This window comes from Vibrio sp. Vb1166, from assembly GCF_033338695.1.
Taxonomy (GTDB): Bacteria; Pseudomonadota; Gammaproteobacteria; order Enterobacterales; family Vibrionaceae; genus Vibrio; species Vibrio alginolyticus.
This window is the reverse complement of the sequence record NZ_JAWOTE010000035.1, coordinates 13,903-35,376: the sequence shown is the minus strand read 5'-3', so window position 1 is coordinate 35,376 and position 21,474 is coordinate 13,903. Positions and strand designations below refer to the sequence as shown.

Annotated in this window: 15 protein-coding genes and 2 pseudogenes; 11 read left to right on the top strand and 6 right to left on the bottom strand. The window is 44.7% G+C overall.

The window, feature by feature from the left end:
• Nucleotides 1-96: 96 nt before the first annotated feature.
• Together ppx and ppk1 are read right to left on the bottom strand one after the other, a co-directional pair.
• Nucleotides 97-1,602 carry an exopolyphosphatase gene (ppx, locus tag R7E51_RS21860; protein ID WP_005381749.1) on the bottom strand — a complete coding sequence of 502 codons (1,506 nt, stop codon included), beginning with the start codon at nt 1,600-1,602 and terminating at the stop codon, nt 97-99.
• Nucleotides 1,586-3,676, bottom strand: coding sequence for a polyphosphate kinase 1 (ppk1, locus tag R7E51_RS21855; RefSeq protein WP_017820555.1), 2,091 nt, complete (start codon nt 3,674-3,676; stop codon nt 1,586-1,588). The genes ppx and ppk1 overlap by 17 nt, the downstream gene beginning before the upstream one ends.
• A gap of 207 nt (nt 3,677-3,883) precedes the next feature.
• Here ppk1 and R7E51_RS21850 point away from each other — a divergent pair, with 207 nt between their 5' ends.
• The 5 genes and pseudogenes from R7E51_RS21850 (at nt 3,884) to phoU (ending at nt 9,342) form a co-directional block, all read left to right on the top strand.
• Nucleotides 3,884-6,088 (top strand): ABC transporter permease subunit, encoded by a 2,205-nt coding sequence (locus R7E51_RS21850; RefSeq protein WP_017820556.1) that lies wholly within the window; start codon nt 3,884-3,886, stop codon nt 6,086-6,088.
• Between the two features lie 30 nt (nt 6,089-6,118).
• Nucleotides 6,119-6,350, top strand: a pseudogene (locus R7E51_RS24145) (phosphate ABC transporter permease PstA); the annotation flags it as partial.
• Between the two features lie 128 nt (nt 6,351-6,478).
• Nucleotides 6,479-7,792, top strand: coding sequence for a phosphate ABC transporter permease PstA (gene pstA / locus R7E51_RS21845; protein WP_372081520.1), 1,314 nt, complete (start codon nt 6,479-6,481; stop codon nt 7,790-7,792).
• 2 nt (nt 7,793-7,794) lie between these two features.
• Nucleotides 7,795-8,613 carry a phosphate ABC transporter ATP-binding protein PstB gene (pstB, locus tag R7E51_RS21840; protein ID WP_017820558.1) on the top strand — a complete coding sequence of 273 codons (819 nt, stop codon included), beginning with the start codon at nt 7,795-7,797 and terminating at the stop codon, nt 8,611-8,613.
• Nucleotides 8,614-8,643: 30 nt separating this feature from the next.
• The gene (gene phoU, locus R7E51_RS21835) at nt 8,644-9,342 is read left to right on the top strand and encodes a phosphate signaling complex protein PhoU (RefSeq protein WP_005381744.1); all 699 of its coding nucleotides are present in this window, start codon (nt 8,644-8,646) and stop codon (nt 9,340-9,342) included.
• A 62-nt stretch (nt 9,343-9,404) separates the two neighbouring features.
• On the opposite strand, the pseudogene ppk2 reads toward phoU, so the two are convergent.
• The 3 genes and pseudogenes from ppk2 to R7E51_RS21820 form a co-directional block, all read right to left on the bottom strand.
• A pseudogene (ppk2, locus tag R7E51_RS21830) lies at nt 9,405-10,182 on the bottom strand (polyphosphate kinase 2).
• Nucleotides 10,183-10,252: 70 nt separating this feature from the next.
• A complete protein-coding gene (locus R7E51_RS21825) occupies nt 10,253-10,996 on the bottom strand; it encodes a copper homeostasis protein CutC (protein ID WP_102949775.1) in 744 nt (247 codons plus the stop codon).
• Nucleotides 10,997-11,279: 283 nt separating this feature from the next.
• Nucleotides 11,280-11,891 carry a peroxiredoxin C gene (locus R7E51_RS21820; protein WP_005381738.1) on the bottom strand — a complete coding sequence of 204 codons (612 nt, stop codon included), beginning with the start codon at nt 11,889-11,891 and terminating at the stop codon, nt 11,280-11,282.
• A 200-nt stretch (nt 11,892-12,091) separates the two neighbouring features.
• On the opposite strand from R7E51_RS21820, the gene R7E51_RS21815 reads away from it, so the two are divergent.
• From R7E51_RS21815 to aceA, 3 genes are all read left to right on the top strand, one after another.
• Complete coding sequence (locus tag R7E51_RS21815) at nt 12,092-12,997, top strand: hydrogen peroxide-inducible genes activator (RefSeq protein WP_005383681.1); 906 nt, start codon at nt 12,092-12,094, stop codon at nt 12,995-12,997.
• 606 nt (nt 12,998-13,603) lie between these two features.
• Entirely contained in the window at nt 13,604-15,232 is a 1,629-nt protein-coding gene (gene aceB, locus R7E51_RS21810) for a malate synthase A (protein ID WP_017820561.1), read from the top strand.
• 121 nt (nt 15,233-15,353) lie between these two features.
• Nucleotides 15,354-16,667, top strand: coding sequence for an isocitrate lyase (gene aceA, locus R7E51_RS21805; protein WP_005381733.1), 1,314 nt, complete (start codon nt 15,354-15,356; stop codon nt 16,665-16,667).
• 123 nt (nt 16,668-16,790) lie between these two features.
• Here the strand turns inward: aceA and R7E51_RS21800 are convergent, their stop codons facing one another.
• Nucleotides 16,791-17,240 carry a CBS domain-containing protein gene (locus tag R7E51_RS21800; RefSeq protein WP_017820562.1) on the bottom strand — a complete coding sequence of 150 codons (450 nt, stop codon included), beginning with the start codon at nt 17,238-17,240 and terminating at the stop codon, nt 16,791-16,793.
• A gap of 312 nt (nt 17,241-17,552) precedes the next feature.
• Between R7E51_RS21800 and R7E51_RS21795 the strand changes: the two genes are divergently transcribed.
• The 3 genes from R7E51_RS21795 to tgt all read left to right on the top strand — a co-directional run bounded on the left by R7E51_RS21795 (nt 17,553) and on the right by tgt (nt 21,324).
• Nucleotides 17,553-18,719: a trypsin-like serine protease gene (locus tag R7E51_RS21795; RefSeq protein ID WP_017820563.1), complete on the top strand. Its 1,167-nt coding sequence runs from the start codon at nt 17,553-17,555 to the stop codon at nt 18,717-18,719.
• 268 nt (nt 18,720-18,987) lie between these two features.
• On the top strand, nt 18,988-20,040 hold the full coding sequence (queA, locus tag R7E51_RS21790; protein WP_005381728.1) for a tRNA preQ1(34) S-adenosylmethionine ribosyltransferase-isomerase QueA: 1,053 nt from the start codon (nt 18,988-18,990) through the stop codon (nt 20,038-20,040).
• A 147-nt stretch (nt 20,041-20,187) separates the two neighbouring features.
• Nucleotides 20,188-21,324, top strand: a complete 1,137-nt coding sequence (tgt, locus tag R7E51_RS21785) for a tRNA guanosine(34) transglycosylase Tgt (RefSeq protein WP_005381727.1) — start codon at nt 20,188-20,190, stop codon at nt 21,322-21,324.
• Nucleotides 21,325-21,474: the final 150 nt, after the last annotated feature.

Genomic DNA, 21,474 nt, shown 5'->3' with positions numbered 1-21,474 from the left:
TGGCGCTGGACTAAACAAAGGCCCCCTTTTAGGGGGCTCACACAAAGCCACCTTCTTTAGAAGGTGGTAATTTACTTAGGTATGGGCAGTACGAGATCAGAAAGTGAGTGTCCACTTCGCGCTGTCCCAACGTTCTTGTTCTTCCTGTAAATCCGCGTGAAGTAATTTATTGTTTTCTAGCCATGCTTCATCTGTGCATGTGAGAATCCATTCGTCATTTTTGATAGATAAGGTGATATCAGGCAATGGATCTTCATTACGCTGCCCATTTAATACGATAGAAAGTCGTAATATTTTGATGAGGCTTATAACGTCACTCTGTTTATAGAGGTTGAAATCTGGTAGTTCTTGCAATTTGAGCGCTTTACGCTGGAAGCGAGCTAATGTTGCAAGCACTAATTGCTGCTCACGGTTGAAGCCTTGTAGGGTGGAGTGCAACAGAATATAAAAAGAGTGGCGATGGAAACTACGCAAGTTAATACTTAATCCGACTTCATGAAGCAACGCTGCCCACTCTAGTAAGTCAAATAACTCACTCTTTTTCTTAATGCCTAGTTCAGAGCGTACCTGACATAACATCTCACGTGCATGCCCCTTAACACGAGCGGCATGCTCTAAGTCGACCCGGTGCTTGTTGGCTAAATTTTCTGTGGTGCGCATGCGAATATCGGAGCGCGCAAAACGCTCTTCCATTTCGTACAACAGGCCTTCGCGCAGAGCACCATCGGAGAAAAACATCTGCTCAATGCGAAGCGCTTTGAAAATCGCGGACAAAATCGCTACGCCTGCTGCGAATACGGGTTTACGTTCTTCTGTTAGACCAGTCAGTTCAATATCTTCAATTGAATCAAATTTACACAGAGTTTCGATAAGTGTATCCAGTCGACTCGCTGTGATCAGGCCATCTTCAAAACCTAATCCTACTAGCACTTCTTGAATCGCTTTGATGGTTCCTGATGAGCCGAGAGCAATATCCCAGCCCTTTTTACGATATGTTGAGGCGATGGACTCGAGTTTTTGTTCGGCCGCTAACATCGCCTTACTGAAGTTTTTGCCTGACAGTTTGCCGTTTTTAAAGTATTGCTCTGTAAAACTGACGCATCCCATCTGTTTACTGTTGAGAAGCTCAGGCTCAAATTCTTGTCCAATAATCATCTCGGTACTGCCGCCTCCGATATCGATGACTAGTTTGGAGTTGGATTCTACTTGAGTGTGCGCGACACCTAAGTAAATCAGGCGGGCTTCTTCTTCTCCAGGGATAATTTCTATTGGGAAAGGCATCACTTCTTTTGCACGCTCGATGAAAAGGTGGGCATTTTTAGCGCGTCTTAGTGTGTGTGTGGCGGCGATACGCACATTTGACTCATCAAGCCCTTGCAACCTTTCAGCGAACATGGCTAAGCATTCTAGCGCACGCTCCATTGCGGCGTGACTTAAGTTCAATTCACTGTCGAGTCCTGATGCTAAGCGAACACGCTGTTTATGACGGCTAACCAGTTGTAAGTCACTGCCTACAACCTTGGCCACTACCATGTGGAAACTGTTTGAGCCGAGGTCTATCGCGGCAATGTAGCGAGTATCTTGTTCAAGTATTTGAGGCATCTGAATTTTGTTTTCTAGTTTGCTTTTCTATATTTTTAAGATAGTCATAGATAGCGATTTGAGAACGAACTTTTTTGCGATTACCTCGTGGTACGTAAGCGTTGCTCATTTCCTTATCTATAAAACGAGCCTTTACTGTATCGGTAAAATGGATATTCGTTATATCAATAATTCTCTGTTTCAAACGTGGATCACGGACTGGCGCCGCCACCTCAATGCGGTGATCGATATTTCTTGTCATCCAGTCAGCAGAAGAGATATAGACTTGCGGATCGCCATCGTTATGGGTAATCACCACGCGTGGGTGTTCCAAAAAGCGGTCAACAATACTGATGATGCGAATATTGTCGCTGATCCCCTCAATGCCCGGTACTAAGGAGCACATGCCGCGAATGATCATATTTATTTTCACTCCCGCCGTACTTGCTCCATACAGCTTATTGACGATGCCTTTATCGACTAGGTTATTGACCTTGATCGTAAGAGCGGCTTTTTTCCCTAGCTTAGCATTCGCAATTTCATTATCAATTAAGCGGTAGATTTGGGTTCGAGAATTACGAGGAGATACCATAAGGTGATTGAACTTCACTGGTCGGTATGGGTTCTCAATGTAACCGAAGACATTACGGACTTCATTAGTGATTTCTTGATCTGCCGTAAGAAGGGAGAAGTCGGTATAAATTCGTGCCGTCTTCTCATGGAAGTTGCCTGTGCCGATGTGTGCGTAGCGAATAATTTCTTCACCTTCGCGTCGGCTAATCATCAGTAGCTTTGAGTGAATCTTAAGACCAGGCGCACCAAAGATGACGTGCACACCCGCTTCGGTTAATACTTTTGACCATTCGATATTGGCTTCTTCATCAAAGCGAGCTTGCAGTTCGACGACCACAGTGACATTTTTGCCGTTGTGCACTGCATCAATTAAAGAGTTCATCAAGCGAGAATCTTTCGCGACGCGATAAATGTTAATCTTGATACTAAGTACTTTGGGATCGAAGGAGGCTTGGCGCACTAACTCACTAATGTGGTCAAAAGTGTGGTAGGGATAATAGAGCAGAATATCTTTCGCTTTAATCGCGTCAAAGCTGTTGGCATAACCTTCGAAATCGGCACATTTCATTGGCGGGAGAGGTTTATTTTCAAGATATTCTCGTCCAACATTTGGAAACCCGATGAAGTCTTTAAAGTTGTGATAGCGTCCGCCGGGGATAAGATTATCGTAGTTAGAGATATTAAGTTTGTTACACAGAAACTCTAACATTTGAGGCGGCATATCGCGTTCGTAGACGAAGCGAACGGGCTTTGCTGTCAGTCGCTGATTGACACCCTCTGACATTTGTTCAAGCAAGCTGTACTCGATTTCATTGCGTAAATCGTATTCAGCGTCACGCGTCATTTTCATCGCATAGCCGCTAAGCTCATCATAATCAAAAAAGCCTTTGAACAGCTCGTCCAAACAGTGGCGGATAATATTATCAAGTAAGATGATGGTTTTTCGACGCTTTCCTTTCTGTTCTGGTACCATCACAAAGCGGGGAAGGTGATCGGTCGGAATTTCGATCAGAGCGTACTGGTAATGTTCTTCTTTACGCAGTTCTACGGCGATGTAAGCGTACTCGTCTTTGAGAAATTGCAGAACATCGATCTCGTCTTTCATTAGGAGGGGAGTGATATGCGGCATTACCTCTCTACGGAAGTATTTCGCGATCCACTTTTGTTGCGATTCATCCAGTTGTTGCTCGTTGACCAAGAAAATGCGACGTCGCGCCATTTCTCGAATCAACTCGCTGTAAAGCTCATCAAATTGTTCGTTAAGCTTTAGTGCTTTCGACTGCATTTTGGTTAACAGTCGTTTAGGGCTATCACTGCCACCGCGCTCTTGGCTGATTAGGATTCTGCGCTTCACGTCCGCAAAGCGTACTTTGTAAAATTCATCTAAATTGTTGGAAAAGATCCCAAGAAAGCGAATACGTTCGATCAAAGGGACGGTTTTATCGGCAGCTTCTTGTAATACTCGTTCGTTGAAAGACAACCAACTCAGCTCTTTTTCTATATATAGTTTTTCTGCGCTCATAACCTTACCTAGCCAAAAGTGAAGTATTACGTACTCATCTTGGAAAAATGGATGAGTGAGAACATTATGAGATTTTCATTACAGATTTATTTCATACCACGCATTGCATAAGAGTTGTATTCTTTTCAGGTGTTTAATGTGATCTGTAATATAATTGTCATCTTAACGACATATTCTAGTACTAAGTCAAAAAAGGTAGAGATATAAATGGCACAAGCCGAGTTTTCATTGCAGGAAAAAGATAAGAAACGACTGATAAAAGATCGTTTAGTTCGACTTGCAGTGACATCCGGTGGTGTCGGCGTACTCGCGGCGCTTATTTTGATCTTTGTCTACCTCGCCATGGTGATCATTCCGCTTTTTTCTGATGCGGAGATCAAAACCAACCAAGCCATTCGAGCCACTCATATTGAAACACCACTTGCGATTTCAGTGGATGATTACGCTCAGCTCGCGTTCGTTCTAACCCAAAGTGGTGAGATTCAATATTTGTCGATGGACGATCCTACGAAACCTGCGGTGTATACACAGCAAATCGCCCAGAAACCCGTCGCTTTCTCTCAATCTGCTCCTGGGCTAGGTTGGTATGGATTTGTTGATGGGCAGGGTAAAGCGAACCTTTTCAAGCCAGAATTTAATGCTACATTGAGAGAAAATACACGTCCTCCGGAAGTGATTGAGCTAGACACCAGCATGGATCTGACACTAAGTACGCCTCAAGATCCTGTGACTCAGTTTGTATTTGCAGCTTCGACGCCCTTACCAACGGTTGTTTGGCAGACGCAAAGTGGTGAAGTGAAAGCTCGCTGGCAAGTGGCTTCGTCTTTGGGTACGTCTCCTACAACGATCGATTTTACGTTCTCTTCAGGCTTTAATACGCCTCAGCAAATGTTGTTGACACCTGACGGTGAAACGCTTTATTTGCGCGATGGCTCTGAGTTGATCGTGTTAAAGAAAACCGCACGTAAATTTGCTGTGCGAGAGGTGGTCGATCTCACTCAAGGTGATAAGAAGCATTCCGTTCGTACGATAGACTTATTGGCTGGTGCTTACTCGCTTTTGGTGACGCACAACGATGGTCGGGTGTCGCAATGGTTTGATACGCTGCAAGAAGAAAAACGCACGTTAACGCATATTCGTGATTTTAAATTGGCATCAGAGCTTAAGTATTTGTTGCCGGATTCTCATCGAAAAGGATTTTATAGCTTTTACACCAACGGCACGTTGCAAAGCCATTATACAACCAGTGAAAAACTGGTGTTGTTTAAGCGTGCGTACAATCAAGCGCCCGCAATCGCAGCAATGTCTAACAATGAACGCTACTTAATCACTTGGCAAAATAATGCGTTAAATGTTGCGGAAGTGGACAATGCCTATCCGGAAGTTTCATTGTCTTCATTATGGCAAGAAGTGTGGTACGAAGGGTATCCTGAGCCTGAATTTGTGTGGCAATCGACTTCGGCGAGCGATAACTTTGAGGCTAAGTTCAGCCTAGTACCTATTGCGTTTGGAACGATAAAAGCGGCGATGTTTGCGATGCTGTTTTCAGTACCGCTCGCAGTGCTAGGTGCTATTTATACGGCTTACTTTATGTCGCCACGCATGCGTCGTGTAGTAAAACCGTCGATTGAGCTAATGGAAGCACTGCCGACGGTGATCATAGGTTTCCTCGCGGGATTGTGGTTCGCGCCTATTGTCGAAGATCATTTGATTACGATCGTCGTTATGCTGTTTGTTTTGCCCTTGAGCACCATGATTATGGGCGGGCTATGGGCATTAATACCGCAACCTTTGCGGAATCGTCTGCCTAATGGTTGGCATGCTTTAGTGCTCATGCCTGTCATATTGGTACTGATTGGGCTTGGAGTGTGGATTTCGCCTACGATTGAGCAGACGTTCTTTGGTGGCGATATGCGCTTATTCTTAACCGAGCATGGTATTGGTTACGATCAACGCAATGCATTGGTGGTGGGGTTAGCGATGGGGTTTGCTGTTATCCCGACGATTTTTACCATTGCCGAAGATGCCATTTTCTCTGTACCGAAGCATTTATCGGATGGCTCTTTGGCATTAGGGGCCACGCCTTGGCAAACTTTAATCTATGTTGTCTTGCTTACTGCAAGCCCAGGTATTTTTTCTGCCATTATGATGGGCCTGGGACGCGCTGTTGGCGAAACCATGATTGTATTAATGGCAACGGGCAATACGCCATTAATGGATTGGAATATTTTGGAAGGATTGCGCAGCCTGTCGGCGACCATCGCCGTTGAGTTGCCAGAGTCGGAAGTTGGAAGTTCGCATTATCGCCTGCTGTTCCTAGCTGCATTGATTTTATTTGTGTTTACGTTTGCAGTAAACGCGCTTGCGGAGTGGGTTCGTCAGAGACTGAGAGATAAGTACCGTGCGTTGTAATAATGGTTTGAATAAAGAGCGAGTAATAACGTGTTAAATTGGATTCGTTCTGGCGCACCGTGGATATGGCTAACAGGCGGTGCAGTCAGCATCAGTTTGTTGTCGGTATTAGGGTTGTTACTCCTTATCGGCTGGAAAGGCCTGACTTACTTTTGGCCAGCGCCCTTGTATCAGTGGAATGTTGCAGCGCTGACACCTGTACAAGGCGAAGTGCTACATGAAAATACTATTCTGATTGGTCAAGTGTATGAGCGCAGCTTTGTACCGAAGAGTTATTTGCCTGAAAGCGCAGCACAACAGTTAGAAGACGATGAAGATTTTGCCACGCGACTCAGTATCAAAATCGCCAACCGAGAGTTGTATCCCGCCGATTTTATCTCCGTATTGCAAATGCAGTTGGATGAGCCCACGACGCCAGAAGAGTGGGCGGTGATAGAGCGCAGTAGCGGTGGTTATTTCTTTGGTAAGCTGGTGGCGTTTCAAGATGGCGATAATATATACACCAGTGATATTCAATCGATACTAAATAAAAAGCTTGATGATGCAGAAACTCTGCGCCATGAGATTGATTCTTTGGTGGTCGATCAGCTTAAAGAGCTTGGTTGGAAGCTAGAGCAGTTGCGATTAGAAAAGCGCAAGCATGAATTGAATGACACGCTGACAGAAAGCTTCTTAAAGGAAAATCAGACGAAAAAAGAGCAGATAGAAAAAGCGCTTGCGACGTTAGATTTGCAACTTGATGGTTTACGACTTCAGCTCTCTGACTATGCCTTGATTGCCGAGGATATGACGGGGTCACAAGTATCGATTCCGCTCGAAGACATTTTGGACTACTGGTATCCAAACCAAATGTCACTGCCTGATAAAGTCATGCATTGGGGAAAACAGGTTTGGAAGTTTTTATCTGAAGATCCAAGAGAGTCTAACTCCGAAGGAGGCGTGTTCCCTGCGATATTTGGTACGGTTTTCTTAGTACTCATCATGTCGATCATTGTGATGCCACTCGGGGTGATCGCCGCTATCTATCTACATGAATACGCTAAGAATAATGCTCTAACCAGAGTTATTCGTATTGCGGTTATAAACCTAGCGGGTGTTCCATCGATTGTTTATGGCGTGTTTGGTTTAGGTTTCTTCGTTTATACGATTGGTGCCTCTATCGACAACGTATTCTATGCGGAGAAGTTACCGGCACCAACCTTTGGTACGCCGGGTTTGTTATGGTCAGCACTAACTCTTGCCGTGCTGACGCTTCCAGTTGTGATTGTGACGACAGAAGAAGGTTTAACTCGAATTCCGAGCTCCGTACGACATGGCTCTCTGGCACTTGGTGCAACTCAGTTCGAAACGCTATGGCGCGTGGTTTTGCCTATGGCGACGCCAGCTATTATCACAGGTTTGATCCTTGCGATTGCGCGTGCAGCTGGCGAAGTAGCGCCACTGATGCTGGTGGGGGTCGTGAAATTGGCATCCAGTTTACCGGTTGACGGACAATTCCCTTATGTGCATTTGGATAGAAAGTTCATGCATTTAGGTTTTCACATTTACGATGTTGGCTTTCAAACCTCCAACATCGAAGCGGCGCGACCATTAGTTTATGCCACCTCTTTCTTACTCGTGACAGTGATTGTCGGGCTAAACTTAACAGCAATCAGTATTCGCAATAATTTACGAGAAAAATACAGAACGTTAGGACAAGATTAAGTATGTTTAATTTTGATAGTACATTAGGTTATGAGCCACCATTGGACGTTCATAATTTAACGGATGAACAAACAGCAATCTCAATCGAGAACCTTAATCTGTTCTATGGTCAAACTCAGGCGCTGCATGATATTTCGATGCAAATTCCCAAAGGGCGAGTCACCGCTTTTATCGGTCCTTCAGGGTGTGGAAAGTCGACGTTATTACGTTGCATCAATCGCATGAACGACTTAGTGGAAGGGTGTCGAGTCACAGGCAAAGTACGTCTACATGGCAAGAATGTTTATCATCCCAATGTCGATGTTGCGACACTTCGACGCCGAGTGGGGATGGTGTTTCAAAGACCCAATCCATTTCCTAAGTCTATTTATGAAAATGTAGTTTATGGCTTACGCTTACAAGGTGTAAAAAACAGCCGCAGTTTAGATGACGCAGTGGAGCGATCCTTGCGCTCGGCGGCGTTGTGGGATGAGGTAAAAGACCGCTTGCATGAGAACGCATTTGGCTTATCTGGTGGTCAGCAACAGCGCTTGGTCATTGCGCGCGCGGTGGCGATTGAGCCGGAAGTCCTGTTATTGGACGAGCCAACATCAGCGTTGGATCCAATCTCAACTTTAACTATTGAAGAGCTTATCAATGAGCTGAAGACTCAATATACTGTCGTTATCGTTACCCATAACATGCAACAAGCGGCGCGAGTGAGTGATCATACTGCATTCATTCATATGGGGAAGTTAATTGAATACTCTGACGCGGACTCGATCTTCACCTCGCCAATGAAGAAGCAGACCGAAGATTACATTACGGGTCGCTACGGTTAAGTCGCGACTCTATACGGAATAAGGAACATCATGCACTTTGGACGTCATATTTCAGGACAATTTAACGTAGAGCTAGAATCGATTCGTACTCATGTATTAACCATGGGAGGCTTGGTAGAACAGCAGCTTTCGTATGCTATTCAAGCCTTGCATAAAGAAGACATCGAACTGGCGCGTAAGGTTGTGCGTGACGATCATAAAGTGAATGCGATGGAAGTCTCGATCGATGACGCTTGTACACGCATTATTGCTAAGCGTCAGCCAACGGCAAAAGACTTGCGCTTAATCATGGCTATCATCAAAACGATCACTGATTTAGAACGTATCGGTGACGTGGCGACACGTATTGCTTACGTTGCCATTGAAAGCCCATCATCAAAAGAACGACAATTCCAAGTGTCGTTAGAGCCTCTCTGCCGTCAGGCAATTAATATGCTGCATCAGGTTTTAGACGCGTTTGCCCGTATGGATGTAGAAGCGGCAGCAGAGGTGCACAAACAAGATGACAAACTAGACGCCGAGTATGAAGCGGTGATTCGTCAGTTGATGACTTACATGATGGAAGATCCAAAAAATATCCCTAATATTCTGCAAGTGATGTGGTCTGCACGCGCGATTGAACGCGTGGGGGACCGCTGCCAGAACATCTGTGAATACATTATTTACTTTGTGAAAGGGAAAGATGTACGCCACCTAGGTGATCAAAGTATTGATGACGTACTGAAGTAACTGACTTCAACAAATAGACCAGCTTTTAGGCTGGCCTATTTATTAGAGAGAAGGAAAGCACGTTAATATTTATCAGGAACGAAGGTCTGATCATCAATGGGCGCTCTGACGTAACCTTCTTTATTGAGTTCAGGTAATTCGATGGGTGAGTACTCAAGTGCTTTGTAATCAATCTGGCTTAGTAAATGACTGATACAGTTCAAGCGCGCTTTTTTTTTTGTCATCAGAAGGGACGACCCACCAAGGGCAGTTTTTCGTGTCTGTATAGGCAAACATCTTATCTTTTGCTTCCGAATACTCCGCCCAGCGATGACGTGACTCTAAATCCATTGGGCTGAATTTCCAACGTTTGATCGGCGTATTAATTCGACCTAGAAAACGTTTTTCCTGCTCTTCGTCTGAAACCGAAAACCAATACTTGATCAGAATAATCCCAGATCGTTGCAACATTCTCTCGAATTCAGGGCAAGAGCGTAAAAACTCCTCGTATTCGTCTGGAGTACAGAACCCCATGACTTTTTCGACACCTGCTCGGTTATACCAACTTCGGTCAAATAAAACGATTTCACCAGCAGATGGTAAATGAGCGACGTAACGTTGGAAGTACCATTGCGTTTTTTCTTTTTCGGTCGGTGCAGGCAGAGCCACTACGCGACAAACACGCGGGTTTAGCTTTTCTGTAATTCGCTTTATCACTCCGCCTTTGCCCGCAGCATCACGGCCTTCAAACAGAACCACCACTTTTAACCCTTTGTGTTTGACCCACTCTTGAAGTTTTACGAGCTCAACTTGAAGGTTTTTGAGCTCCTTTTCGTATTCCTTTTTCTTCAATTTAGACATACACCTTTCCTCACTCCTTGATAAACAATATGTTAGCACTCAAAAGCTATGCGCGTGAGGTTACGGTGGTCTATTTGAGAGTTGCTACGACATCGGTTATGGCTTGTGTACTTGTGATGGGGATTAAAAAATCATCGACATCGGATGCGCCCATTTTGCTTTGTTCAGCAACAAAGGTCATTTGGCTAGGGCGTGTGGTTTTGCCTGACAGATGGATTTCAGGAACTTGAGTGTCTTCTACTAACGCACGTACGTTACTCGCATTAACGCCAGCCCCCGCCATGATTGCTATGCGTCCTTGGGCTTGCTTAACCAAAGCTCTAAGCACATCGATCCCTTGTGGTGCTGAAGGCGCAAGACCGGAGGTTAAAATACGTTCACAACCTAAGCTGATCAGTTCTTCCAAAGTTTTTTCAGCGTCACGACACTGGTCAAAGGCACGATGGAAGGTCACGCCTAAGCCAAGCGCTTGAGCAAATTCACACAGCGCAGCCGCGTAAGGCATATGAATATCACCGTCTTGAGTGAGCACGCCGAACACGACACCGCTCAAGCCTGATTGGTGAGCCGCTTCAATATCCCAACGCATCATTTCGATCTCTTCTTCATTGTAGAAGAAGTCACCTTGGCGTGGGCGGATCATGGCATAAACTGGAACACTCGAAAGCTTAGCCGCTTGCTGCATAAAACCATAACTGGGTGTTAGTCCGCCTAAAGCCAAAGAGGAGCAAAGTTCAATCCGAGTGGCGCCGCCAGCAATGGCGTAGTGCAGAGATTCAATATTATCGATACAGACTTCTAGGTGAGTAACCACGTTCATTTATCCTGCTAACGTTACAAATAGGTGTTGTGGCTAAGATATTAACAGGGCAAGTAAGCAGAATCTGTATGGAGGGGATGATAAATATAGGTAAAGTTTACGCTAAAGCGTTACCTCATTTTGGCGGTTTATCTGAAGGAAAAAGAAAGCCCAGAGCAGAGGCTCTGGGCTTTGATAGGACTTTACTTAGACTGATTGGCGTTTGCGGTTTTCCGCATTAGCTTTTTGCTTTATATACATCCAACCATCACACCCGTTGAGCTAGGGTGAAGGTCTATTATTTTTTGCCTAGGTCAGCTGCGTGCTCAGATAGGAACGCTGCAACACCTTTTGGAGATGCGTCCATACCTGCTTTACCTTCTTCCCATTGTGCAGGACATACTTCGCCGTGCTTCTGGTGGAAGTTAAGAGCGTCAACCATGCGTAGCATTTCGTCGATGTTACGGCCTAGTGGTAGGTCGTTAACTACTTGGTGACGTACAACGCCTTCTTCGTCGATTAGGAAAGAACCACGGAAAGCAACGCCTGCTTCTGGGTGCTCAACGTCGTAAGCTTTACAGATTTCGTGCTTAACGTCAGCAACTAGTGGGTACTTAACTTGACCGATACCGCCATCTTCGATAGCAGTGTTACGCCATGCGTTGTGAGAGAACTGAGAATCGATAGAAACACCGATTACTTCAACACCTTTAGCTTGGAAGTCAGCTAGACGGTTGTCGAATGCGATTAGCTCAGATGGGCAAACGAAAGTGAAATCTAGTGGGTAGAAGAATACTACTGCTTTCTTACCTTTAGTGAACTCTGCAAAGTTGAAGTTTTCAACGATTTCACCGTTACCTAGAACAGCTGCTGCAGTAAAATCAGGGGCTTGACGACCTACTAGTACCATTTTTTTTGCTCCTAAAAAGTATGGTTAGCTCCAAACCGAATTCAGTTGTGTCGGTTTGGTTCGTGTTTGTACGAGACAAACTATAGTACAGATTGTAGTATTGAAAAAAGCGAAATAAATAGATTGAGTTAATCGAAAAAAACGATAATAACAAAACTCTTAACTCGATCACTGGAACGGCGGTAGATACAAATACAATTATGAATAAATGGCCCAGTTTGAAGCAGTTACACTATTTAGTCACACTGCATGAAACAAGACATTTTAGTGACGCTGCAGAGCGTTGTTTTGTCAGTCAGTCGACTTTAAGTAAGGGTATTCAAAACTTAGAGGAATTGATTGGTTGTCCCTTATATGAAAAGAAAGATAAAAAAAGTCCACTGGTTTTTACCCAAACAGGAGAAATGGTAGTAAAGCAGGGGCGAGAGCTGTTAGCAAAAGGGCAAGATTTGGTCGAGCTTGGACGTATGTGCCAAGGCGACGATATGCAAGGCCAGCTAAAAGTAGGATGTATACCAACAATTGCTCCGTTTTTACTGTGTGATTTGGTACAAGAGGTGAACTACCGTTTTCCACAACTGAATCTTTTATTAAGAGAAGACACGACGACAAACTTACTTCAAGCGCTCAGACATGGTGAGCTGGATGTGCTTATTTTAGCGTTACCAGTCGAAATTGATGGGATGGAAAGCCGAGTAGTGGGTAAGGATCCGTTTCGAATGGTTATAAGCGCTAATCAAGCCCAATCGGTCCCTGTGCCGATTCGTTACGCGGATTTACCTGACGAATCCGTCTTTCTACTAGAGAAAGAACATTGCTTAACGGAACATGCGGTATCAGCGTGTAAATTAACAGACAAAGAAAAAATCAATCCGTTTACGGCAACCAGCCTCCATACACTGGTGCAAATGGTTGCGAATGGTTTGGGAACAACGTTCATTCCTCAAATGGCTATCGACCATGGCTTGCTGCATAACCAGAATTTAGTCGTGATCGATCCTCCCGGTAAACAAGCTTATCGCGAAATAGGCTTAGTTTGGCGTCCGAGCTCGTCAAGAACGAAAACATTTAATCAACTTGCAGAAGTCGTTTCAGAGCTGCTTTAGCTATTAGTATTAGCCCTTACTTCTCCATTATTTATCTAAAAGCGCACTGGAAACAGTGCGCTTTCTAGTATTTTATTCTGTTGGTAAACTTTGACTTGTAAAATTTTACAGCTCTTCTTTGATGAAGCTTTCATAAAATAGTGAAATTTCACAATGTTAATTTTACACAAAGCCCTGCATACCTTGTTTGACCCCTGTTTAAATACATCTCTTCAGCCCTTGTGAATACAAGGTGTTTGTTTACCAGTCTATATTCATACGCTTGTTTGAAATGATAAAACGACTTTAAATTTAATGTAATTTTATTACGTAATAACTTACAAAATAAGGCGCTTGATAGATGGTTTTTACCTTGCGGAATAAAACTTTGAATTTTCTGTTTTGTTTATATTGGGGGTTTCACTAAACCCCTTGTTGATATAGCTTATTTAAAGGCCGATACGACTTATGTCTAGATTGAAAATACACGTAGCATTACGCAATCTATCGGCATGGCTAGACGAGTTGAACACAAAGTTAAAGGATGTAATTTGTTGTTCATAACTTACAAATGTAGCTTTACGCTGACTGCCCAAGATTGATAAAGCACGTTAAGGATGAATGATTATGCTTGCTCAGACAGAACAAAAAACACAACAACTAAAGCAAACCCAAGGCATGCTTGAGGTGAATGGAGTCGTTGCTCCAGAACATCAAGCAATTTTCCCTGTTGAAGCCCAAACCTTTTTATCTCTACTGTGTGAAAAATTTGCCGGACGTGTTGAACAGTTGCTGGAAGCAAGAGAAGAGAAGCAAGCACGTATTGATGCTGGTGAGCTACCAGATTTTCTACCAGAGACACAAGACATCCGTGAAGGAAGTTGGAAGATCCTAGGAATCCCACAAGATCTGCAAGATCGCCGTGTGGAGATTACCGGACCAACTGACCGCAAGATGGTGATTAACGCACTGAATGCGAATGTAAAAGTGTTCATGGCAGACTTCGAAGATTCAATGTCTCCTGCATGGAGTAAAGTGCTGGATGGTCAAATTAACTTGCGCGATGCTGTTAATGGCACCATCAGTTACACCAATCCTGGCAATGGCAAACATTATCAGCTGGAAGATGACCCAGCGGTGTTGATCTGCCGTGTTCGCGGCCTTCATTTAAAAGAAAAACACGTTACGTGGCACGGTCAGATCATTCCAGGTGCGCTATTCGATTTCGCTCTGTATTTCTATAACAACTACAAAGCGTTACTTCAAAAAGGCAGCGGCCCTTATTTCTACCTTCCAAAACTGCAATCGCATCACGAAGCGAAGTGGTGGAGCGAAGTGTTCCATTTCACGGAAGACTATTTCGGTTTGGATACAGGCACCATCAAAGCGACTGTGCTGATTGAAACCTTACCAGCGGTATTCGAAATGGACGAGATTCTGTTCTCGCTTAAAGAACACATCGTTGGTTTGAACTGTGGTCGCTGGGATTACATCTTTAGCTATATCAAAACATTGAAAAAACACTCAGACCGAGTACTGCCAGATCGCCAAGTGGTAACGATGGACAAGCCATTCTTAAACGCTTACTCGCGATTATTGGTACGTACTTGCCATAAACGAGGTGCTTTCGCGATGGGAGGAATGGCCGCATTTATCCCAGCTAAAGACCCGAAAGAGAATCAAAAAGTATTAGACAAGATCCAGACTGACAAATCGTTAGAAGCTAACAACGGCCACGACGGTACTTGGGTGGCTCATCCAGGTTTGGCTGACACTGCTATGGAAGTCTTTAGTGCTGTGCTGGGTGAGCGCACCAACCAGTTGGATGTGAGCCGTGCAGAGGATGCGCCTATTACTGCAGCCGAACTGCTTGAGCCTTGTGAAGGCGAGCGCACTGAAGGCGGAATGCGCCACAATATTCGCGTTGCGCTGCAATACATCGAAGCTTGGATTTCTGGCAATGGTTGTGTGCCGATTTACGGACTGATGGAAGACGCTGCAACGGCAGAAATCTCACGCGCCTCTATCTGGCAATGGATTCAACACGGCAAGTCGCTAGACAACGGATTAAAGGTCACTAAAGAGCTGTTCGAGCTCTATCTCAAAGAGGAGATTGAAGTCGTGAAGCAAGAAATTGGCGAGCAGCGCTACCATGCAGGTCGATTTGAAGAAGCAGCAGACTTAATGGCAAGGCTCACGACGAGCGATGAACTGACCAACTTTTTGACAGTTCCTGGTTATGACTACCTGGATTAATAAAGAATAACTGTAACACCAATAACGTGAAGGATTTTCAAAGGCAGATAGGGAAGTACTGCCTGAGAACGGAAACTCAACGCACACGCATAAAGTGCAAATTATAAAGAGGGATAGACCAATGACTAACTTAACTCGCCGCCAACAAATTGAAGCTCTGGAAAAAGACTGGGCAACTAACCCACGCTGGAAAAATGTGAAGCGTACTTACACTGCCGAGGAAGTGGTGGAACTGCGTGGCTCTATGGTGCCTGCAAACACAATTGCACAACGTGGTGCAGACAAACTTTGGTCACTGGTCAACGGTAGTGCGAAAAAAGGTTACGTAAACTGTCTTGGTGCGCTAACGGGTGGTCAAGCCGTTCAACAAGCTAAGGCAGGTATTGAAGCGATTTATCTGTCAGGCTGGCAGGTAGCGGCGGATAACAACACCGCTTCGACGATGTATCCAGACCAATCTCTTTACCCAGTAGATTCTGTACCGTCAGTAGTAAAGCGTATCAACAACTCATTCCGTCGTGCAGACCAAATTCAGTGGGCTGCTGGTAAGACGCCTGAAGATGAAGGTGGTATTGATTACTTCCTACCTATCGTAGCGGATGCTGAAGCGGGCTTTGGTGGTGTGCTTAACGCTTACGAACTAATGAAATCGATGATCGAAGCCGGTGCCGCGGGCGTTCACTTTGAAGACCAGTTAGCATCGGTGAAAAAGTGTGGCCATATGGGTGGTAAGGTATTAGTTCCTACGCAAGAAGCGGTACAAAAGCTCGTTGCAGCTCGTTTGGCTGCTGACGTAGCAGGTACAACAACATTAGTTATTGCTCGTACTGATGCGAATGCGGCGGATCTCATTACTTCAGATTGTGACCCATATGATAAAGACTTCATCGAAGGTGAGCGTACTCAAGAAGGTTTCTACCGCGTTCGCGCGGGTATCGACCAAGCGATTTCTCGCGGCCTGGCTTACGCACCATATGCAGACTTGATTTGGTGTGAAACGGCTACGCCATGTTTGGAAGAAGCACGTAAGTTTGCAGAAGCAATTCACGCTGAATACCCAGATCAATTGTTGGCGTACAACTGTTCGCCGTCCTTCAACTGGGAGAAAAACCTAGATGCAGAAACTATTGCTAAGTTCCAACAAGAGCTTGCAGACATGGGCTACAAGTACCAATTCATCACGCTAGCAGGCATTCACAACATGTGGTTCAACATGTTTGAACTGGCGCACGCTTACGCTCAAGGTGAAGGTATGCGTCATTATGTTGAGAAAGTTCAGCGTCCTGAATTCCAAGCAGCTGAAAAAGGCTATACGTTTGTTGCGCACCAACAAGAAGTAGGTACAGGTTACTTCGATAGAATGACCAATACTATCCAAGGTGGTAACTCTTCAGTGACAGCATTGACAGGTTCGACCGAAGAAGACCAATTCTAATTGGCAGAGAAACACTTCCTTAATCAGCGTCAGTAATGGCATTTTGAGCGGCAACCCTGCCGCTCTTTTTTCGTTTAACCGGTGTAAAAACGAAACTTACAACAAAGAGAATACGCTTGCGTACTACTCTTCCTGCTCGATTTCTTCAGGTTCCACTTCTTCTTGCAGTTCCAATAAGTTAATCGCAATGGTCACAAAGTCACTGTCAGTAATGATGCCGACCAATCGACCTTTGGTGACAACAGGTAGACAGCCAACTTTATGCTTTTGCATATAGATAGCGCTCTCTTTGAGCCCCGCGATAGGCTCTGCCGTCATGATATTGGTGTGCATCATTTCGTAGAGCGGTGTGTCTAAAGTAAAAGATTGTTCAGCCTCATCTGGGTGCAAGCTCGATTCTTGAGCAGCAAGAATGTCGCGTTGAGTCACCAAGCCTTGTAAGTGGTTATTGGCATCAACAACCGGAATGTGTCGAATATCAAGCGCATCCATCATGCTTTTTGCATCACGCAAGGTGTGCGTGCGCAGTAAGGTATGAGGATTACGAGTCATCATGTCTTCAACCTTGATCATAGAGACCTCCAGCGGCATTGTCCTTCTCTTAAATATAGAGAATATTTTTCTGTATATCTGGGAGCTAACTCGTTTTTCATCAATTAAATAGCACAATGCTGATGGGCTGCGTAATCTGTGTTTTATTGATGTTTTTATTAATTTGAATAAGTCGGTTTGTGTGCGAGTCAGTTGGCATTTTTAGTTGATATTGAATGTGTTCCCAAGGTAATCCAATGAATTGAATCGCACATTTTTATTCGCTGGATTTTCCAAGATTCTTCTCTCGAAGAAGATACGTCCAGGCTTACCAAATTGAAGACAGCAACCTAGATGAAACGAACAACGTGTAACAAACTTATTGCGCTGGCAGTGGCGGCATTCAGTGTGCCATCAACACAGGCGATTGTGTTAGGAGATGAACAAACCGATCCTGTTGACCGCGTTACTTTGCGAGCAAGTAACATGGCAGAGTTTCCGCTGTGTGGTGGAACGATGCTGACAGAGCAATGGGTACTGACTGCGGCGCACTGTGTGGTGATGGGACAAGGAACCAATGAAGCAACCTACTATGTGACCCCGCCGGGTGAGCTGTCGGTGAATGCGAATGCGTATGAACTTAATTCTGCAGGGCTTGATAACTTTTATCCGGTGTCTCACGTTGTGGTTCATCCGGATTACACCCGGATTTCAAAAGCTGAGACCGACAGTAATGGCAACGTGAAACCTATCCAAACCGGTTTAGATTCAGACATCGCGTTGCTGTATCTCACGCGCCCAGTGGCAAACGCGAACTTTGCTGACCTAGCGAGTAAAGTTGACATGGAGAGTATCGAAGCACGTTTGGTGGCGGATTGGAACGATAATTACCTGACCAATCAACGTGTCGAAAATGTGCAAGTGTTTGGATGGGGGGCTACTCAGCCGGATGCTTCTGAACCTTCTAATACGCTCAAAACCACCATTAGCACATTTTTACCCATCGACAAATGTTATGAGCGTTTAGAAATTGGCAGCAGTTTTCCGGGGATCATTGATTCAAGAGACAACCAAACCAAAATTTGTACGCTACCAACACAAAACCATGTATTGGAGCCAGATAGCCATACTCAATATGGCAACTCTGCATGTAAAGGTGACAGTGGTGGCCCGTTGGTCGATGTGGCGACCGGCAAACAAATTGGTATTGTTAGTGGCGGCCCCCTTATTCTACCAACGTGTGGCTCTTTGACGATCCCAAGTTTCTACACCAAGGTGAGCCACTATTACGACTGGGTACAGTCTTACATCACTGCCGATGCGCCACCAAGTCGTTACATCATTGCGCCGAATTTTATCAAAAGTGCTAACAATGAAAGTGGTGACAATAAAGAGTGTCACGATGGCATTGCGACCAATAACTGTGATTTCAAAGGCTCAGATGATGAAGGTGGCAGTCTAGGGTTTTGGTTATTGGGTTTATTCGTGCCGTTATTCTTGTGGCGAAAGCGTGAGGTTTGATAGGGCGATTGGAATGCCAAACTAATAAGCAGCGGTATACGCTGCTTTGCTTTTTTCATGTTCTCTCTTTTGGGCTCAAATTAAAAATAGTGCCAAGTCATCGAGGCTTTTCACGTTTTATTACACTCTTCACCATGGCTTTTACTGCTATATTCTGGTGATTTGCTTGCTATTGCAGCATGTAAACATATACTAGTCTGCTGCGAAAAACTCGTCGCAATTTTATCGTCGCCTAGACGTGATTTGACCAATAGATAAGACAAGTAACATGCAAGTATCAGATTTCCATTTCGACCTTCCAGATGAACTCATCGCTCGCTACCCTCAACCAGAGCGTACCGCTAGCCGACTGCTGCAAATGGACGGCAATACCGGAGAGCTCATTGATGGCACATTTACTGATGTATTGGGCCAAGTTCAACCCGGTGACTTAGTGGTGTTTAATAATACTCGTGTTATTCCTGCTCGTCTTTTTGGCCGCAAGGAATCGGGCGGTAAATTAGAAGTGCTGGTGGAGCGCATGTTGGATGAGAAAAGCATCCTAGCGCACGTTCGTTGCTCTAAATCACCAAAACCAGGTACAACCATTATTGTTGGCGAGAATGATGAATATTCAGCAGAAATGGTTGCACGCCATGATGCTTTATTTGAACTGAAATTTAGTTCTGATAAGACGGTACTAGAAATTCTGGAAGAAATCGGCCATATGCCGCTTCCTCCTTACATCGACCGTCCAGACGAAGATGCAGATAAAGAGCGTTACCAAACGGTATATAATCAAAAGCCAGGTGCGGTTGCGGCACCGACAGCGGGCCTTCACTTTGATGATGTTCTCTTGGAGAAAATCAAAGCGAAAGGTGCAGAGTTTGCTTACGTTACTTTGCACGTTGGGGCGGGTACATTCCAGCCAGTAAAAGTGGAAAATATCAACGATCACCACATGCATGCCGAGTACGTAGAAGTACCACAAGAAGTCGTCGAAGCAATTAAAGCGACGAAAGCGCGTGGCGGACGAATTATTGCTGTTGGTACAACATCTGTGCGCTCACTTGAAAGTGCAGCGCAAGACGCATTGCAAAAAGGGACTGAGCTGGCCCCATTCTTTGGCGATACAGAAATCTTTATTTTCCCTGGTTACGAATATCAGCTGGTGGATTGCTTGATCACCAACTTCCACTTGCCTGAATCAACATTGATCATGTTGGTGAGTGCATTTGCTGGATACGAGAACACCATGAATGCTTACAAACATGCGGTGGAAAACAAATACCGTTTCTTCTCGTATGGCGATTCAATGTTCATCAAGAAGAAAACGGCGTAGTTAAAAATAGATTTACGAGTGCTAGCAGTAAGCTAGGAAATAAAGCATCCATTGCTTTGTCTCTCGCAAGGAAAAGCGACCGCTCCTTAAAGTAGGGTAGAGCCCTAAACACTCAGTCAGACTGTTTCTCTGACACCCGGAGGCATCGTGAAATTAAAATTCGATCTTAAGAAGAAAAACGGCAATGCACGTCGTGGTCAACTGACTTTCGAACGCGGCACTGTTCAAACTCCTGCGTTCATGCCAGTAGGTACTTACGGTACCGTTAAAGGTATGACACCAGAAGAAGTAAAAGGTACTGGTGCAGAAATTCTGCTAGGTAATACGTTCCACCTGTGGCTACGTCCTGGTCAAGAAGTGATGAAAATGCACGGTGACCTGCACGATTTTATGAACTGGCACGGTCCTATTCTTACTGATTCAGGCGGCTTCCAAGTATTCAGCCTTGGTAAGATGCGTACGATCACTGAAGAGGGTGTTCACTTTCGTAACCCAGTAAACGGTGACAAGATTTTCATGGACGCAGAAAAGTCGATGGAAATTCAAAAAGACCTGGGCTCTGACATCGTTATGATTTTTGACGAGTGTACGCCTTACCCAGCGACACACGATGAAGCGAAGAAATCGATGGAAATGTCATTACGCTGGGCACAGCGTTCACGTGACCACTTCGAGAAGCTAGAAAACCCGAACAACCTATTTGGTATTGTCCAAGGTGGTGTTTACGAAGATTTACGTGATGTGTCGGTAAAAGGTCTAACGGAAATCGGTTTTGACGGTTACGCGGTTGGTGGTTTGGCAGTAGGTGAGCCTAAAGAAGACATGCACCGTATTCTTGAGCATACTTGTCCTCAACTTCCTGAAGACAAACCTCGCTACTTGATGGGCGTAGGTAAGCCAGAAGACTTGGTTGAAGGTGTTCGTCGTGGTATCGACATGTTTGACTGTGTAATGCCAACGCGTAACGCACGTAATGGTCACTTATTTGTGACTGGTGGTGTGATCAAGATCCGTAATGCGAAACATAAAACGGATACAACACCATTGGATCCGCATTGTGACTGTTACACTTGTCAAAACTACAGCAAGTCGTACCTTCACCATTTAGAGCGTTGTAATGAAATCTTAGGCGCTCGCTTGAATACAATCCATAACCTGCGTTACTACCAACGTCTGATGGAAAGCATTCGTAAAGCAATTGATGAAGATCGCTTCGATGAATTTGTTACTGAGTTCTATGAGCGTCGTGGCCGTGAAGTGCCACCACTAGCAAAAGAGCAGTAATTGAAAAACTAAAAGAATTAAAGCCTTTGGCATGTCGCCAGAGGCTTTTGCTAATAAAGTAGGCTAACGCACGTTATTTTTGAGAGAGCGATCTCTATTAGTTACTCTCAGACTTGAATCTAAAATGCGAAAGCCCAATTTGTTTGATTA

Coding starts and splice junctions, on each gene's coding strand:
- ppx (WP_005381749.1), bottom strand. CDS start 1,602: ATGCCTCAAATACTTGAACAAGATACTCGCTACATTGCCGCGATAGAC.
- ppk1 (WP_017820555.1), bottom strand. CDS start 3,676: ATGAGCGCAGAAAAACTATATATAGAAAAAGAGCTGAGTTGGTTGTCT.
- R7E51_RS21850 (WP_017820556.1), top strand. CDS start 3,884: ATGGCACAAGCCGAGTTTTCATTGCAGGAAAAAGATAAGAAACGACTG.
- pstA (WP_372081520.1), top strand. CDS start 6,479: ATGCAGTTGGATGAGCCCACGACGCCAGAAGAGTGGGCGGTGATAGAG.
- pstB (WP_017820558.1), top strand. CDS start 7,795: ATGTTTAATTTTGATAGTACATTAGGTTATGAGCCACCATTGGACGTT.
- phoU (WP_005381744.1), top strand. CDS start 8,644: ATGCACTTTGGACGTCATATTTCAGGACAATTTAACGTAGAGCTAGAA.
- R7E51_RS21820 (WP_005381738.1), bottom strand. CDS start 11,891: ATGGTACTAGTAGGTCGTCAAGCCCCTGATTTTACTGCAGCAGCTGTT.
- R7E51_RS21815 (WP_005383681.1), top strand. CDS start 12,092: ATGAATAAATGGCCCAGTTTGAAGCAGTTACACTATTTAGTCACACTG.
- aceB (WP_017820561.1), top strand. CDS start 13,604: ATGCTTGCTCAGACAGAACAAAAAACACAACAACTAAAGCAAACCCAA.
- aceA (WP_005381733.1), top strand. CDS start 15,354: ATGACTAACTTAACTCGCCGCCAACAAATTGAAGCTCTGGAAAAAGAC.
- R7E51_RS21800 (WP_017820562.1), bottom strand. CDS start 17,240: ATGATCAAGGTTGAAGACATGATGACTCGTAATCCTCATACCTTACTG.
- R7E51_RS21795 (WP_017820563.1), top strand. CDS start 17,553: ATGAAACGAACAACGTGTAACAAACTTATTGCGCTGGCAGTGGCGGCA.
- queA (WP_005381728.1), top strand. CDS start 18,988: ATGCAAGTATCAGATTTCCATTTCGACCTTCCAGATGAACTCATCGCT.